11 protein-coding genes are annotated in these 16,586 nt (G+C 40.4%); 5 read left to right on the top strand and 6 right to left on the bottom strand.

Going from position 1 to position 16,586, the window contains the following annotated elements:
• Positions 1–47 precede the first annotated feature (47 nt).
• Entirely contained in the window at positions 48–3,938 is a 3,891-nt protein-coding gene (locus C7E02_RS16630; RefSeq protein ID WP_105310200.1) for a response regulator, read from the top strand.
• On the opposite strand, the gene C7E02_RS20760 is transcribed toward C7E02_RS16630, so the two are convergent.
• From C7E02_RS20760 to C7E02_RS16615, 3 genes are all read right to left on the bottom strand, one after another.
• Positions 3,935–4,210 carry a GHKL domain-containing protein gene (locus C7E02_RS20760; RefSeq protein ID WP_442873157.1) on the bottom strand — a complete coding sequence of 92 codons (276 nt, stop codon included), beginning with the start codon at positions 4,208–4,210 and terminating at the stop codon, positions 3,935–3,937. The genes C7E02_RS16630 and C7E02_RS20760 overlap by 4 nt on opposite strands.
• A 717-nt stretch (positions 4,211–4,927) precedes the next feature.
• Positions 4,928–6,196, bottom strand: coding sequence for a sensor histidine kinase (locus tag C7E02_RS16620; protein ID WP_005340659.1), 1,269 nt, complete (start codon positions 6,194–6,196; stop codon positions 4,928–4,930).
• A 79-nt stretch (positions 6,197–6,275) separates the two neighbouring features.
• A complete protein-coding gene (locus C7E02_RS16615; RefSeq protein ID WP_242978964.1) occupies positions 6,276–6,992 on the bottom strand; it encodes a LytR/AlgR family response regulator transcription factor in 717 nt (238 codons plus the stop codon).
• 422 nt (positions 6,993–7,414) lie between these two features.
• Here C7E02_RS16615 and C7E02_RS16610 point away from each other — a divergent pair, with 422 nt between their 5' ends.
• The gene (locus tag C7E02_RS16610) at positions 7,415–8,317 is read left to right on the top strand and encodes an Rpn family recombination-promoting nuclease/putative transposase (RefSeq protein WP_105310198.1); all 903 of its coding nucleotides are present in this window, start codon (positions 7,415–7,417) and stop codon (positions 8,315–8,317) included.
• A gap of 115 nt (positions 8,318–8,432) precedes the next feature.
• On the opposite strand, the gene C7E02_RS16605 is transcribed toward C7E02_RS16610, so the two are convergent.
• The 3 genes from C7E02_RS16605 to C7E02_RS16595 all read right to left on the bottom strand — a co-directional run bounded on the left by C7E02_RS16605 (position 8,433) and on the right by C7E02_RS16595 (position 11,474).
• Positions 8,433–10,247, bottom strand: a complete 1,815-nt coding sequence (locus tag C7E02_RS16605) for a serine hydrolase domain-containing protein (protein WP_105310197.1) — start codon at positions 10,245–10,247, stop codon at positions 8,433–8,435.
• A gap of 95 nt (positions 10,248–10,342) precedes the next feature.
• Positions 10,343–10,918 (bottom strand): DUF3841 domain-containing protein, encoded by a 576-nt coding sequence (locus C7E02_RS16600; RefSeq protein WP_105310196.1) that lies wholly within the window; start codon positions 10,916–10,918, stop codon positions 10,343–10,345.
• Entirely contained in the window at positions 10,905–11,474 is a 570-nt protein-coding gene (locus tag C7E02_RS16595; protein WP_005340648.1) for a DUF3841 domain-containing protein, read from the bottom strand. Before C7E02_RS16595 ends, C7E02_RS16600 begins: the two co-directional genes overlap by 14 nt.
• Before the next feature lie 276 nt (positions 11,475–11,750).
• On the opposite strand from C7E02_RS16595, the gene C7E02_RS16590 reads away from it, so the two are divergent.
• Genes C7E02_RS16590 through C7E02_RS16580 form a run of 3 tightly spaced genes read left to right on the top strand, consistent with a single transcriptional unit; the run spans position 11,751 to position 16,578 of the window.
• A complete protein-coding gene (locus C7E02_RS16590) occupies positions 11,751–13,862 on the top strand; it encodes an NAD-dependent epimerase/dehydratase family protein (RefSeq protein ID WP_105310195.1) in 2,112 nt (703 codons plus the stop codon).
• Positions 13,859–14,755 carry a tetratricopeptide repeat protein gene (locus C7E02_RS16585; protein ID WP_105310194.1) on the top strand — a complete coding sequence of 299 codons (897 nt, stop codon included), beginning with the start codon at positions 13,859–13,861 and terminating at the stop codon, positions 14,753–14,755. Before C7E02_RS16590 ends, C7E02_RS16585 begins: the two co-directional genes overlap by 4 nt.
• Positions 14,740–16,578 carry a DUF2194 domain-containing protein gene (locus tag C7E02_RS16580; RefSeq protein WP_005340635.1) on the top strand — a complete coding sequence of 613 codons (1,839 nt, stop codon included), beginning with the start codon at positions 14,740–14,742 and terminating at the stop codon, positions 16,576–16,578. Before C7E02_RS16585 ends, C7E02_RS16580 begins: the two co-directional genes overlap by 16 nt.
• The last annotated feature ends 8 nt before the right edge of the window (positions 16,579–16,586 follow it).

The raw sequence follows: 16,586 nt of genomic DNA, 5'->3' as shown, positions 1-16,586 counted from the left end.
ACGAACAGGAAAGTGCATACAGGAAAGTATGTACAGGTAATGTAGGCGTGAAAAAGAAAAAAGCGTTATTGAAAATTATTTTAATACCGGTATTAGTGATTGTACTCATTCAGGGGACAGTTCCTTTTATGACACTTGTTTTTAGCGGGATAAAAGAAAATCTGGAGAATAATACAATCCAGATGGATGAGCATATGATTGAAAAAAGTCAGGTCGTACTTCAAAATGACATGATTGAAAAATGGAGAGCGGTCTATAAGGAAAGTGATGAGCTGGACGAAAAGCTATCAGAAATCTTAAAGATAAACGGAATATCGGTACAGGAATTTCTTGGTTCGGAAGAACTTCAAAAGAGTTATTTAAGCAAGGTTTTTCCCGGACTGGTGGAGTCACTTCAATATGGTACAGCTTCCGGAATCTATCTGATCATGGCGAATGAACAGCCAACAGATCAGGCGGCAAAATATCAGGGATTTTTTGTCAGAGATTCTGATCCTCAGACACGAATTTCGTCAAATACAGATCTTCTTTTAGAGAGAGGAAATAAACAACTGGCACACAGTCTTTCAATTTCGCTGGATAATGCATGGTCAACAGATTTTGAATTTCAAGGAAATGAAGTACGTGCCTCCGATAATTTTTTCTATAAACCGTATCTTGCAGCACTTGAATACAAAGACAGCAATATGGTCGATCTTGGGTATTGGGCAGAACCGTTCATTCTGGAAGATAATTATATGGACAATCATGAAATGATTACGTATTCTGTTCCATTGCTGCATAATGGAGAGATTTATGGAATTCTGGGTGTAGAAATTTCCTTAAAATATTTGGAGCGGTATTTTAATGTAAAAGATCTGGACAACTCTTTAAACGCCGGTTATGCGCTGATGGAAGATCAGGGGGACGGTCAGTATAAAGTGATTCTTGGAAAAGGAACGTTATATGATGTGGCTGCCCGGACAGGAGAGACATTAAAGCTGAAAGAAAGCAACAAAACACAATTATATCAGGTTGCAGGTGCAACAGTTGGGAAACAGAATGTTTATGCAATTGTAAAACCACTGAGCCTGTATAGCAATAATGTGCCATATGAAGATACGAATTGGTGCTTATGTGGACTTGTCACGGAAAAATCCATATATGGTCTGGGAAATAGTGTCTACAAGATTATACTGGCAGCTATAGTGGGAAGTACAATGCTGGCAGCTTTCTGTGTATATTTTCTGGTTACTTATGTTACTAAACCAGTAAATCGTCTGGTAGAAGGTGTGCGCGGAGGTGTGGAGGGAATCCATGCATTTGCCCCAGCGAACATTGCGGAAATTGATGAATTGCATGATGTGATCGAGAATCTGACCGATGCCCAACAGCAGGCAGAAGAACAGCTTCTGGAAGAAAAAGAACGTTACAGGATTGCGGTTGAGACATCTGAAGATATATTCTTTACGTTCTGGAAGAAAAAAAAGAAACTGGAGATTGTCAATAGTATCGAGCATGATGGAATTTGGGATTGTAAGGAGCATCCGGAATTTGTAGAAAATGGTTATATTTATCCGGACGACATAAAAAAGGTTCATACAGTATTTCAAAATCTGAAGGATAAAGTTTTTCTTGAATTTCGGTTTCGGCGCACAAAAGAGGAGCCATATTACTGGGTTCAACTGACTGGAAGTATCTTTCGGGATGAGAATGGAGAGTATGACAGGCTTGTTTGCTGCATACACAATATTCATCAGCAAAAGATGTTAGAAGAAGCGCAGCGGACACAACAGCAATTCGATTCAACGACAACATTTTATCGATGGTCTTATGGCATCAAAGCCATTGCGAAGGCAAGAAAAGAATATCCGCAAAGTGTGCTGGCAGTTACAAATATTGAAAAATTTTCTGCGATTAACGAGAAATATGGACTTGTATATGGAGATCTTGTATTAGAGATGGTTGCACATCTTTTGAAAGACGAATGCAAAAAAATCACGAATTGCGATAGTATCGGAGTACGGGGAGGTGCGGATCAGCTACTGATCTGGGTTCCGTGCATTACGGCAGATCAGATGGAGGATTTGATGAAATGTGTGAGAGAAAAGGTCGCACACATTGTAGATGAAAACTATCTGGTACTTAATTTCCAATGTGGAATAAGAATTTGTGAAGAGGACCAGGAGCTTTCAGATACAATCCGTCAGGCATTTGTTGCATTAGAGGCAGTGCAGTCGGGAAGAGAGAATATCCTGTGTTATGAAAATCTTTCGGAATTTGAGAAGAAACTTCATATCAGAAAACTGAAAAAAACAGAACCATTTGAAAAGCTCAAGCAGATGAGCCTGCCGTCTTTAGCATTGAATTTATTTGACCGGAGTGGTGAGATGAAGGTGTCCATGGATATGCTGGCACTGAAGATCCAGGAAATATATCATATGGAGAATCTGATCATCACAAGATTTTACAGGGATACGCTTGTGAATCTGTATGGATATAATTGGAAAGAAAAAGATAACAGCTGGGATGGAATTCTGCGCTGTACTGGTTCTGACTATAAGCGGTATGTAGAAACGAAAATAGTACAGAAGCTTATGCCTGTTACAAAGAGGGAACAAAACGATGTGACGATTTGTCGATTTTTGCCGTCAAAAGATAGTTGGATATTTCATATGGCAGATGAAGGCTGTTATTCCGGAAGTATTATATTTGTCGGGATAGATAATGAAATTATGAAAGAAGGACATAATCAGAAACGACTGGAAGAAGTATGTACCATTATCCAGAACCGGATGAATCTGGAAAGACACGATCTGTCTGCACAGGCGAAATCAGAGTTCCTTGCCCGTATGTCTCATGAGATACGTACACCGATGAACGGAATTATCGGAATGACGGAAATCGCACTTCAGAATGAACAGACAGAAGAAAAACGAATAGACTGTCTGAAGAAAATTCAAAGCTCTTCGGGATATTTATTAAATATTTTGAATGATATTCTGGATATGTCTAAGATTGAAAGTGGAAAGATGCAGCTTGTCTATGGCAGATATAATCTCAAAAAGTTGCTGGATAATGTTGAGGCATTGATGGAATCTCGAATGTCAGAACGTCAGATTTGTTTTACGAAGCAGATCAATCTTATTCATGAATGGTTTTACTGTGATGAACTGCGTATCAATCAGGTGCTTTTGAATTTACTGAGCAATGCAGTGAAATATACGCATAAAGGTGGAAATGTATGTCTGACTGTAAAAGAAATCTGCGATGAGAAGGAAAAAGCCAGCCTCTACTTTTCAGTGAAGGATGATGGAATTGGCATCGAGGAAGAAAAGCAAAAACTCATTTTCCAGAATTTTGAGCAGGCAGATGAATCTGAGATAGCAAGAAGGCAGGGAACAGGATTAGGTCTGGCAATCAGCCGCAGACTGCTCCATATGATGGATTCCGAGATTAATCTGGAAAGCGAATTACATAAAGGAAGCAATTTCAGCTTTACACTGAAGTTAAAATATCTAGAGAACGTAGAGGAAGTAAAAGATTCGTCAGAAAAGTCATTGAATCTGAAAGAAAAGCATATTCTGATCGTGGAAGATAATGAATTGAATATGGAGATTATCCATACCATTCTGGATAAGTACGAAGCCAAGATCGAGGAAGCATATGACGGGCAGCAGGCTCTGGAAAAAATACGTCAAAGCAAGGAAGGAGAATATGATCTTATTCTTATGGACATTATGATGCCAGTCATGGATGGACTGGAGGCAGCCAGAGAAATTCGAAAGCTTCCACGTAATGACTGCAAAACACTTCCAATCGTTGCGATGAGTGCAAATGCGTTTGATGAAGATGTTAAAAAGTCTTTGGCTAGTGGTATGGACGCTCATTTGTCTAAGCCAATTAATATGGAACAGTTGGAAAAGACACTTGCCAGATTTGTGAAAGGACCATGCTAAGCATGGTCCTTAAAACACATTACAGAGGCATAGAACATACCGTTGTTGGCTTCAAACTTGCAAACACCGCCATATTTTTCGGCAATACTTTTGATGGATTCAGTTCCAAGACCAAGGCCCTCATGTTTGGAGGAAACGAAATGTCTTTCTTGATCGATATCCAGGGAACCGGAAAATGTATTATCGATTGTGACACATAAAGAATGATCGTCTGTTTTAGCGCGGACGATTATTTTTTTGTCTTCACCAGATTGTGCATTGCAGGCATCTATAGCATTTTCCAGAAGATTTCCAAATAGAATGGATAAATCTGTCTCTGAAATAGAAATATGTTTTGGAACCGAAGCGGAAACAGAGTAAGTGATCCCAAATGTACGTGCCTGCTCGGAAAAATATGAAAGAATTGCATTGACGGCAGAATTTTCACAGAAAAAAATATGTTCGTCAGGAATACCTGCAGTTTTTCATATTGGAGAGTCTGGGTGGACAGCTGATGGTTTCTAGTCTGTAATTCTATAATTTTCTGCTGTTCCAGTACAAGCTTAGATACAACTGAGTAAATCAGAAATGCACCGGCGGTGATGAAGAATAAAAACACAACATTGCCTGGACGCATTGCTGATTCCAGACTGGAGCGGCTGGCATTTCCGTAGATTGTATAATTCCACATCAGATAAAATGTACAAGGGATGATCCAAAGATAATGCCATTCCATTCCGGAAGATTTCTGTTCTACCGCAGGTTTATATATTTTTTTATTGTAAAAAAATAGCGAAACACACAAAATAATTTCTACCAGAAAGAACACGAATGAAAATGACCAGCGATAGGACTGGCGGGCTAGTTCCGGGAAAAGGTATCCTTCGATACATTTGGAGGAGATGACAGCCAGACATCAATAAAAGCGACTCGCATATGCCCAGCTCCTGATGGATATGTTTTTGTTGTTTTTATCATAGCAAAATCCGATAAAAAACGCAAACCATGTGTTATAGAATAACGCGCAGAATAAAGTAAGTATCTGTCACCGAAAACTGGCAGCTTCCATTCAGTTTTTCAGCAACATACCAGATACTTTTTGTTCCAAACCCGTGTCCGGCTTCGGAAGTATATGGAAGTCCATTCATAAATTCTGGCTTATCAGCATAAGTATTTTTCAGAAGAATCAGTAGTTTTTCTTCATTCAGACGCATATCCAGTTTAATTTCACGTCTCGCTTCTGGAAGTTTCAGGACTGCATGGATCGCATTTTCCAAAGCATTGGAAAGAATTGCAGTCATATCCACATCAGAGACTGCAAGAGTCTCCGGAAGTTGGATAGAGTATTCAAAATGAATATAGTTATGTTCCAGTTCACTCTCATGAGAAGATAGAATTAAGTTTATAATTTCATTTTTACAATATCGCTGTGTTACGGTTTTGTCAGAAGTATGGATGACTTCATTAATATATTCCAATGCTTTTTCATTGTCGTTATTTTCAATATAAGAAGAAATGCTTAATAAAAAATGTCTCATATCATGGCGCAGAATAGAGACAGCGTGTTCGGAGCGGCGAATCGCGTCCAGTTCCTTTTCAGACTGGATCCGCTTCATCTCCATAATCTGGTTGCGCTGTTCTGCTTCTTTATTGGCTTCGTATTCCTTGAAATAAAGAAACAAAAACATCAGATAAGTGATGCAGAGCACGAATCCAAGAAATTCGCCAACTACCTTTGAGCCGGAATAAAGAAGTAAAGTATATTTACTTGTCATATAATCAAAAATGTAATAGACAAAAGGCATAAATCCGAGGATAGCCAGTGAACGAGCCGGCTTCTGCAGAAGCTGTGCAGTAATGTCGGAAACGTAATGGACAAGCAGGATAAATACGATAATGGTCACACAGATACGGACACTGTAATAGATCCATTCCTGACTGGTCAATGTCATTGCTGCAATTCCGGTCCAGTTACTGATCTGGCAGCAGAGGTATGCAGTCAGAACAGCCAAAATGGAGTTGGCCATTTTATATTTGTAATAAAAAGTAAGAAACAATACAAGCGGAATGTGAATAATGAAAGGATAGACCTGTTCCGTGAAACTGGTTCCATGCAATACAAAAAAAAGCACATAAAAAACACCTGTAATACACGAAAAAGTTAACAAGGCAAGGATATTCTTCCGGTTCATGCGGATGCCGAGAAATGCAGCAGATGCGTAGACACCGAACAATAATGTAGTTGTGTTATGAATCAGGCTTAAAATATTTACAAGCATCGTAGTTTCCTCTTTTGTTCGAAAATATGTGGATAAAATCCAGATCCGGTGTACAAATCGTGGAAAACATATCCATATATCAGGAGTCCTGGAACATCTGGGCAAAATAGGCCTCTTTGAAAGCTTTTGCGTAGCCTCTGGAAACCGGAATGTTCCGCCCGGATTTCGTAGTAATCTCAGCTGCGGTAAAATGATCTACATTTTGCAGATATACAAGGTAGCTTCGATGACATTTGAAAAATCCATCCTGCGAAGAGAAACGCTCCTCAAAGGAATGAAATGGTTCTGCGGACTCTATGATATTGCCGGAGCGCAGATGAAAGAAAACTCTCTTATTCTGAGCTTCTGCGTATTCAATTTCATGAAAATACAGTTTCTGATAACCGGTGACAGTTTTGATCACCATGTTCTTTGGTTCTTCTGCAAATGATTGGGCACATTCGTCCAAAAGTTCCTTGAGCTTATCATAGGCAATTGGTTTCAGCACATATCCCTGAGCTTTGACCTCATAAGACTCTAAGGCAAATTCCGGTGATGAAGTCAGAAAGATGATTTTAACGGACTTATCGCGCTGGCGAAGTCCCCTGGCGGCATCCATACCATTTAAAAGAGGCATGATAATGTCCAAAAAAATAATATCCAGCCGTTCTTCTGTATTGGCAGCGACTAGCTTATCACCGTTATTAAAAGTGTATATCTTTACCGGAATCCGGCGTTCATCGGACCATTTCCGAATTAATTTTTCAGCACAGATCAGGAATATCTTGCTGTCATCACAGATGCCTATTTTCAGCATATTCTCACCCCAGTTCATTTTTCTATAAATATATTTTAATATAGAAACACTTTTCTTTCAATAAAATCAAATTGCAGTTCGCGCCGTATAAATGACAACTCGCGCCGGAGACAAAAATAGGACAGGAAAATGGGTATAATGTTAGGTGGGATTAGGATAATTAATTTAATAAAACAGGAATGCATAATATACGCCCCGTAAAATATTCACATTTTGCGAGGCGTTTTTCCTTAAGAAAAACATAAGTATTTTCTTGTTGAGAAGATAGGAATGTTATGATATGATAAGTCCACTCAAACATTCGAAATAGTGATCATGATATTTTAAGAAGCAGTTCTGCTTCGATCAAAAACGGACAGAATCGTCCGGAATTCCATGTTTGAAAAAGTAACTGTAGATGAGTATAATAAAAGGAGAAGCGTATGGTAAAAAACGAAAATTTCATAATGCAGGCGAAGGAAAGCAAGACATTGCAGGAACTGAATCTTACAGACGATTTCTTGTTTGATGTGGCAACGGAAGAACTTGAAAATTGTAAGGCAATTATCGAACTGACTACAGGACTCAGGCTTAAGAGTTTGAAGTGGAAATCTGGACAGAAAGTAATTCACAATCTTCCGGGAAAGCGTGGAGTTAGACTGGATTTCATTGCAGAATCGGAAGATGGAAGGATATTTGATGTAGAAATGCAGAATCGTAATGAAGGGAATATTCCGAAGCGGACCAGATTCTATCAAGCACTGATAGATGCACCGATACTCAAAAGTGGAGAGCGAGGATTTGATAAGATGAATCCACTCTACATTATTATCATTTGTAATTATGATCCATATGGAAAGAAGAAATATTGCTATACATTTGATAATCAGTGCAAAGAAGTTCCAGGACTGCGCTTAGGAGATGAAGTAACAAAACTGCTTTTGAGCACAAAAGGTGAGAATAAGGAAGAAGTGTCGAAGGAGTTGGTTGATTTTCTTCACTATGTAACGGAAAGTAATGAAAATGGACTTTCAGATGAATGTGATGAGAGGCTGAAACGTCTGCATGAGAGCATACGAGAAATCAAAGCCAGTGTGGATATGGAGGTAGAGTATATGAAGATGGAAGAAAGAGAACGGATTATACGAGACGAGGGAAAACAGATTGGAATTATTAATGGAAAAATAGAATCTGTTTTGGAATTACTTGAGGATAAAGGAGAAGTTCCGGAAAAGGTGAAGGCAGAAATTTTCGCAGAAACGGATCCGGAAGTATTGAAGAAGTGGCTGCGTTTGGCAGCAAAATCGGAAACGATAGAGGAATTTTGTAAAGAGATAGATCATTAAATGGAACTGTAAAATGCATAATATACGCCCCGTAAAATATTCACATTTTGCGAGGCGTTTTTGTATGAGATAATAATCAGAACAGCTACAGTTTCAAGGAATGGTATGTCAGATATCAAATATCCACGTCTTCAGTATCGGATTCAGCTAATGTCCCACGTACAGTTGGTTCTATGGTATTGACCATTAAATGTTCCAGGAACTGCATTCCGCTTCCTTCGAGAAAGCGCCCGTAAAGTGGAAGCTTCGTCATCTCCCCTGTGATGGAAGACAGACCTTCTAAAATAAGCTCTTTCCCGGGAGACTCGGACCAATGTGCCATTAATTCGTTGCTTTTGAAATGTAAATAAAGCTTTCGGCGCATGGCTTCTTCCAGATAGACCATATCAAGAACAAGAACCGGAGCGTGATCTGCATCAGTAGTATACTCACATTTTACAGCTACAAGGTAAGTTTCTCCATGAAGTGTAATTAGGTTATCGATATAACGATCAAAACTTGCGGTCAGCGTACAATTTTCTTCTCCTTCCAGAAAGTGAATATAAAATTTGTCTGGACAGTTGATTTTGTCATATTGAAAAGAAATCTGTCTGATTCCGTTTGTCAGATTATTATGGAATACCTGAATAATCAGCGGAAACAGGCCAACACTTGCGGGATTTATATTGTAGCATTTTCCGTCTAAATCCTTTAGCAACCGGACATATTTGGGATATATTGCATGGCTTCTGGAATATCCGTTTTTCTTTGCCCAGCCGCCGCGCCGGATCTGCGGCATGCAGGAAGGCCCATGGGAAAGTGAGTGAACCAGGTGTGTCAGTTTGTGATACTCGGCAGGATTTTCAGGGAGAGCATATTCAGATGCCTGATATTCCTGTGGAAATGCATCACGTATCAGATCTAGCATGACGTTATTCTGGAAGAGTTCATTGTTTCCAGCGCAGGTGACAATGACCATGTCAAGGTCAGGATATACGATCACATTTTGCCCGAGCATACCATTGAATTCGAAACTGTTCAGACGATTCTCCATCCAGATCTGGTATCCGTATCCGTAAGTTCCTTCGATACTGTCAACCTGTTTTGTGGTCGATTCGCGGATCCAGTCGGCCGGAATAATCTGCTTTTCGTGCCACATGCCGTGGTTTAGATAGAGCTGCCCTAATTTTGCCATGTCTTCCGGACAAATAAAAAGTCCCCAGCCGCCTTTTGTGATGCCTTTTGGGCAGGTCTCCCAGAGATACCGGGTGATGCCAAGAGGCTCAAATAGACGTGGCCGCAAGTATTCCTCCAGCGTCATCTCAGTTTTTGCGTTGACAATTGCAGAAAGGACATAAGTATTCAGACTGTTATACTGAAATTCTGTGCCAGGTTTTCCCGTTACAGGTGCATTTAAATAACTTTCCATCCAGTCATTACCAGAGACAATCCCAGATTCGTTAAATGTTACACCACTTGTCATTGTCAGAAGATGCCGTACTGTGATTTCCGGTCGGAAGATTTTGAACAGTGGATTGACTTTTCCGGGAAAGATATTGTATATGTTTTCATCTAAAGAAAGCTTCCCCTCATCGATCAGCAATCCGATTGCCATACCGGTAATACTCTTACACATGGAATGGGAAATGTGCCATATGCCGCTCCGGTAAGGCGCAAAGCTGCAGTCACAGATTACATTTCCATGTCGCAGTACAAGAAAGTGATGCATATCCGTGTATGGAGATGCAGATAAGTTACTTAGTAAATGTATCAGTTTCTCGGAAGAAACACCCTGGCTCTCCGGTGTAGCGCGCAGGAAAGCCTGTTCATACGGAAGGCTTTCCGGAAACGGGATTTTCTGTGGTGTGAAATCAACTTTACTAACTCCGTCGGTCTTGCCGAGAATCATATTTGTGATCATTTCAATCACAGCAAGCTGCTCTTTTGCCATGGCAGGTCACCTCCATATAAAAAAATAACATGCAGCAGAGCACATCCATCTCTGCTGCACAGTTTGCAAGTAAAGCTCTTGCTTATAGTATAACATTATTCTTCCCCGACTACCCAATCTTTTTTCAGATACCAGACAGCGCCTTGCCAGTAAGTCTCTTCCGGAAGTGGATCCGTAAAAAGATGCTGCCAGCTTTTCTTGATTTTCTGAGCCAGAAGCGGATAAAATGAGGACTTCATAATGTCCAGTGGCTCGCGGACGCCCTGACGCTTATATTCCTGCTCAAAGGCGGCGATTTCTTCATCAGTTCCAACATATTCCATGTTCAGAATTTTATTCCATGTTCTCCGGTCAAAAAGAATCAACTCGTCTTTGGAAATTTCCAGGTGCATACGCCGGCAGCCAGCATTTGGAACTGCCCATTTTTTATCACGGTACATCCAGATTGGTGATTCAGCTTCTTGTGGCTTTGGAATGATCTTTACAGCTTCCTGGCGGAAAAACTTGTAAGCAGTGTCAAAAATCCAGGCAGTGTCTTGATATTTCTTTGTGATATAAGCCTGTTTTACATAGTTTACGCCATCTTTATCTACAATATCCCAGACAAGGTCAGGCTGCGTGCAATACATCGTGATAGTGTCTGAGGCTGATGATATATTATTCTCCGTCATAAAAACGTACCTCCTTGATCCACTCTTTCTTTAACTTCCAGCAGGTTCCGACCATGAGGGACGGATCATCCGGCTGAATCGTAAAAATTCGATCCCAGCTTTTGATAATTTTTTGCCGAAGCAGCGGGTAGAAGTTTCCTTTACTGGTTGTAACTAATGAATCTTCGGAGGCGATTCCATATTTTTTTAACTCTTCCATGTGGGCCTTTTCATCGGCCTCATCCAGCGGCACATAGAAATAATTGACGCGGTAGCCCCATTTGTCAAAATTGCAGATCAAATATTCCCCCTCTGGGATCTCGACTTCGAATATGATTGCGTGTTCGGTTGGCTGTAACATCATATCCTCACTAACACTGAGCCAGATTGGATATTTCAGATCTTCTGGGATATCAATATATTTTCTTGCAGCTTTTGTGTACCATTCATACAATTTTAGATAGAATTCGGAAATGGTGTCATTTTTTGCCTCGATATATTCTTTCTTTACAATATATTGACCTGTTTTTTGAAGCTCATCCCAGACAGCTTCATGTTGTCTTGTCCAAAACCGCATAGAAAAAACCTCCGTTATGATAAGTATAAAAACAGTTTCCTCTCGGGATGCTTTCGTGCTATTGAGAAATGTTTTGAAAATACTTAATTGTTAATTCTATGGTAAAACATCTGAAAAAGGTTTGCAAGACAATAATAAGAATGCTTATTAAATTTGTGGGTTTCGATCATATAAAAAAGATATATGGAAATGTATATGAGAATATGTTTTTTGTGGCAGAATAAAAACTGCGTGGTATAATGAAAAATATATCAGGGAACGTTAGGAAGAAAAGATATGAGAGTACTATTAGTTGGGAATACCGGATACATAACAAAAGAATTTGTGCAGGAAGCTTTTCCCGAGAGCGAAGTATTTATAATGGGGAATTCGCTGCTAAAGACAGAGCGGAAAAAGCATTTGATCGTGCGTCCATTTCCAGAGCAAGATGAAGAGCTGGAAGATATTTTTCACACTTATGATTTTGAACTTATGGTTTATTTTTCTAATTATATTACATTTCATGGAACGATGGAAGGTGAAGCGGAGAAGCTTCGAAAAGTGTTAAGTTATTGTAAACGCAGTAAAGAGATACATGTAATCTATCTAACTGGTCCGGAGGCGGGGTATGCAGCTACGACCGGAAAGACACTTCTTGTCCGTGGAGCCGAGAATCTGTGTTGTCAGTATGGGAAAATGTACCAGATTCCGGTCAAAATCGTAAGAATTCCGTATCTGTATTCCGGAGTTTATAAGGAAGATTATTTTTATAAAGTGTTTGCAGCTATCCGTAGTGGGGAGCCGGTGGAGATTCAGGAATCACCTGATCAGCCACTCCAGTTTTTGAACTCCATGGATCTGGCAGAACTTTTGGAGAAAATGAGTGATAACTGGGACGAGGAATATCACTATCTGAATGTACCAAATGTATTTTCAAATACTTTTCGGGAGCTGGAACAGAAAATAAAAGAGATAGATGCAAGTGTACGGATCGAGAATAGAGGACTTCCCCCGGTTGAAAAAATTCCACCGGATGATAGAGTTGTACGTTTTAAGTATGGCTGGTTTCCAAAGATTTCACTTCTGGAGGATTTTTCCGACATCTATGATCAGTATCTGGACGCTATCGGAGAAAAGGAGCGGCGGATCGATCGCTGGAAAATCTGGCTTGATAAACACAGGCCAATAGTAAAAATAGTAGAACTGGTCGCTGGATTTTTCCTATTCGAATTTTTGAATCATCTTGCCGGAAATCAGGCGCAGTTTAAGATGATTGATCTGCGGCTTGTATTTATTGTGCTTTTTGGAAGCTTGTATGGAATTAACTACGGGATTGCGGCTGCAGCTCTTGAGACGGTTTCGCTTTTGGCAGCTTATGAAAGAGAAGGTGTAGGGTGGACAACATTGTTCTATGAACCGTCCAACTGGATCCCATTTATCTTTTATTTTGCAGTAGGAGCAATCTGTGGATATGTACGGATGAAAAATAAAGAAAATATAGAATTTGTTACGGATGAAAATAAACTGATCCAGGAAAAGTTTTTGTTCATGCGAGATATGTATCAGGATTCTATCTATGACAAGAGAACGTACAAGAAGCAGATTATGGGGAGCCGGGACAGCTTTGGAAAGATTTTTGATATTACAAGAAAGCTGGATACGGTGCTTCCACAGGAGCTTTTTATAGAAACGATACATGTGATGGAGGATATGCTGGAGAACCATGCAGTTGCTGTGTACTCCCTTGGAAAAAACAGTGAGTTTGGACGATTGGAGATTGCATCGAAAGAAATTAGAAGTGAGTTTCCCAATTCTATACGGATCAGTAAGTATCAGGCAGCTATTTCGGAGCTGGAAGATGGAAATGTGTGGGTAAATCGTGAGCTTCTCCCGGATTATCCGGCTTACATGGCAGGAATCAGGAAAAACAAAGAACTTGTGATGATTGTCTGTATTAAGGAAGTCCGCAGCGATCAGATGACGCTTTATTATATGAATCTGTTCAAAATCCTCTGCGGATTGGTGGAAGTGGCACTGCTTCGTGCACTGGAGTATCAGGAGGCAGCGAAGAATATGCAGTATGTGGAAGGGACACATATTTTGAAGACATCCTATTTTATGGAACGATTGGAAACATTTCATGCGATGCAAGATGAGATGGTGGCGTCCTATATTCTGTTGCGGCTGGAACATCCGGGCAAGTCAAAAGAGGAGGCAGATCAGATCCTGCAGCACCTGATCCGTGCGAATGACGTATGGGGGATTTCTGAAGAAGGAGAATTATACCTGATTCTGTCTCAGACGGACAAGGAATCACTTCCAATTGTAAGCGGGCGGCTTAAAAAAGCCGGAATCATCACCTATGAGACCGGTATCGCCCAGATTGCACGAGGTGGAGGAGAAGTATGATTCAGATTGTAGTTGGAATAGTACTGATTCTTTTGCACATCATCTGTTGTATTCTTGTATGGGTAGGAATCTGTACTCATATTATAAATGTAAAGAAATATCTCATGTTCCCGGTCGTTTTTGTTCCGGTGTGGGGAGTTTTGTGTGTGTTGATCCTGCATTTTCAAATCTGGATACAATCAGATCAGAGAAAAGAAGTAGGCGTAGAGAAGATGAAGGTAAATGAAGAAATTTACAAAAATATCTTTCAGTCCGGGACGGAACAGGAGGGAAATATTGTTCCGCTTGAGGAAGCGCTGATCGTAAATGAGCCGGAACTTCGAAGAGAGTTGATCATGAATGTTTTAAATGACAATCCAGAGGAGTATGTGGAGCTTTTGAAACAGGCGCGTATGAACGAAGACGTGGAGGTTGTACATTATGCCATCACTGCCATGGTAGAGCTGTCGAAAGAGTATGATTCAAAGCTTCAGGAGTTGGAGAGGCTTCATCAGATTTCGCCGGAAGATCCGGAAGTTATGGAGCAGTATTGCGAATTTATGGAGGAATATTTAAGCCAGGGACTTCTGGAAGAACAGATAGAACGAGTACAGAGGCAGCGATATGAACAGCTTCTGGAAAAGAAGTTAAAACATCAGGAAGATCTGCACACTTGCGTATGCAAGGTCAAGAATCTGATGAAGCTTGGAGATTTTGGAAAAGCACATGAGATTTTACAAATTATAGAGAAAAAATGGCACCGACACGAAGCGTATTGGATTTTGAAGGTTCAATATTGCGTAGAACAGAAGCAGGGAGAAGAACTGAAAAGAACACTAGATAAGATGAAGAAAGAGCACATTTATCTTTCTTCAAAAGGAAGGGAGGATCTGGCCCTTTGGATCGATTCATAAAGAGTATGAAAGCATTTCCATTTAAAGGAATGTTGGTAATATGGGGAATATTCATGTTGATGGGGGTTGTGCTTTTTGCGGAACGCTCTGGCATCCATTATGAAGGAAGCAAAAGCCAGAGTGCATATCTAAGTGAGAACCAGATTGTGACGGAAAAAGAAGCAGTAAAAGAATTAAAAAAGACTTGCCTGGTCATTATGGACAGCCAGCAGGAAAGCAGCCAGCTTGCGTGGGAACAATTTGAGCGGATTTTTCAGGATATGAAAGTAGGAACAGATGTGGCAGATCTTAAGACCGATACGCTTCCAAATCTGGATTCCTATGAGACAGTGGTCGTACTGATGAGTGACCTGGAGCCATTAAAGGAAGGTATTATTGAAATCAGCAACTGGGTGAAAAGCGGCGGAAGTGCCATGTTTGCCATGGCACTGCAAAAGGACACGTATGCGTCACTGATTGAGCAGAAATTGGGAATTATCTCTTCTGGATATGAAAATAGTTTTGTGGACAGCATTTATTTTGATTCGGATTTTTTGATTGGCGGAGGAAAAAACTATGCAATCACGGATGGATTTGATTCTGCGAGACAGCTTGAGTTAAGCGAGAAGGCACAGGTCTATGCGTGGGCAAAAGAGCCGGGAGGAATTCCTTTAATATGGGAAAATGCATACGGCGACGGAAAGTTTGTAGTAGATAATTTTGGGTTATATGAAAAAGCGGTAAGAGGCTTTTATGCAGCGTCTTACAGTCTCCTGACAGATATAGGAGTCTATCCGGTGATCAATGGATCGGCCTTTTATCTGGATGATTTTCCATCACCGGTACCAAGTGGTGACGGGACATATGTCAAACGAGATTATGGGACAAGTATTCAGGAATTTTATTCGAATATCTGGTGGCCGGATATGCTGAATCTTGCATCCCAATACGGACTTAAGTATACCGGAGTGATGATTGAGAACTATGAAGATAAAACTGACGGAGAGATCACGAAGCAGACGGACAATGAGCGTTTTCAATATTTTGGAAATATGGTACTTCATCAGGGTGGTGAATTAGGTTATCACGGTTACAACCATCAGCCATTGTGTCTGGGTGATACAGATTATGGAGATGTTCTTCCGTATAAAACATGGAAGAATGAAAAAGCAATGGAGTCTGCTATGTCAGAACTTATGCGGTTTGGTAAAAAAATGTTCCCGGGAACGCAGATGTCGGTCTATGTTCCTCCGTCAAATGTGTTGTCAGAGCAGGGGCGGAAGATGCTGGCGCAAAAGTTTCCGCAGATTAAGACGATAGCTAGTAATTATTTTGCCGGAGAATGTGCTTATACACAGGAATTTGAAGTGTCAGATGACGGTATCGTAGAACAGCCAAGAATCATTTCCGGAGCCATCCTTGATGATTATATGCAGATGGCAGCAGTGTCTGAATTAAATATGCATTTTGTGAACAGTCATTTTATGCATCCGGATGACTTGCTGGATGAAGACCGTGGGGCAAAGCTTGGCTGGGAAAAATTAAAGAACCGGTTGGAGGAGTATATGGACTGGCTCTATGATTCAGCACCAGAACTTCGTAATCTGACCGGATCAGAATTGTCCGGGGCGATTGAACGATATGGTGCACTGACGTATGAGAAAAATGTGACAGATAAAAGTGTGGAACTGAAGCTGGATCATTTTTATGATGAAGCATATCTGATGCTCCGGTTCAACGATGGGATACCGGGCAAAGTTACAGGTGGAGAACTGGAGCATGTAACAGGAAATCTTTATCTGCTGCATGCAGTGAATGATGAAGTTACGATTGAGAAGAAATAAGAGGACAG

The organism is Dorea sp. Marseille-P4042 (assembly GCF_900290215.1).
Lineage (GTDB): Bacteria > Bacillota > Clostridia > Lachnospirales > Lachnospiraceae > Dorea > Dorea formicigenerans.
This window is presented reverse-complemented; position numbering and strand designations above follow the sequence as displayed.

Excerpts from the sequence above, each read along its gene's own strand:
- C7E02_RS16620 (WP_005340659.1), bottom strand. The coding sequence starts at position 6,196 with ATGCTTGTAAATATTTTAAGCCTGATTCATAACACAACTACATTATTG.
- C7E02_RS16615 (WP_242978964.1), bottom strand. The coding sequence starts at position 6,992 with ATGCTGAAAATAGGCATCTGTGATGACAGCAAGATATTCCTGATCTGT.
- C7E02_RS16610 (WP_105310198.1), top strand. The coding sequence starts at position 7,415 with ATGGTAAAAAACGAAAATTTCATAATGCAGGCGAAGGAAAGCAAGACA.
- C7E02_RS16605 (WP_105310197.1), bottom strand. The coding sequence starts at position 10,247 with ATGGCAAAAGAGCAGCTTGCTGTGATTGAAATGATCACAAATATGATT.
- C7E02_RS16600 (WP_105310196.1), bottom strand. The coding sequence starts at position 10,918 with ATGACGGAGAATAATATATCATCAGCCTCAGACACTATCACGATGTAT.
- C7E02_RS16595 (WP_005340648.1), bottom strand. The coding sequence starts at position 11,474 with ATGCGGTTTTGGACAAGACAACATGAAGCTGTCTGGGATGAGCTTCAA.
- C7E02_RS16590 (WP_105310195.1), top strand. The coding sequence starts at position 11,751 with ATGAGAGTACTATTAGTTGGGAATACCGGATACATAACAAAAGAATTT.
- C7E02_RS16585 (WP_105310194.1), top strand. The coding sequence starts at position 13,859 with ATGATTCAGATTGTAGTTGGAATAGTACTGATTCTTTTGCACATCATC.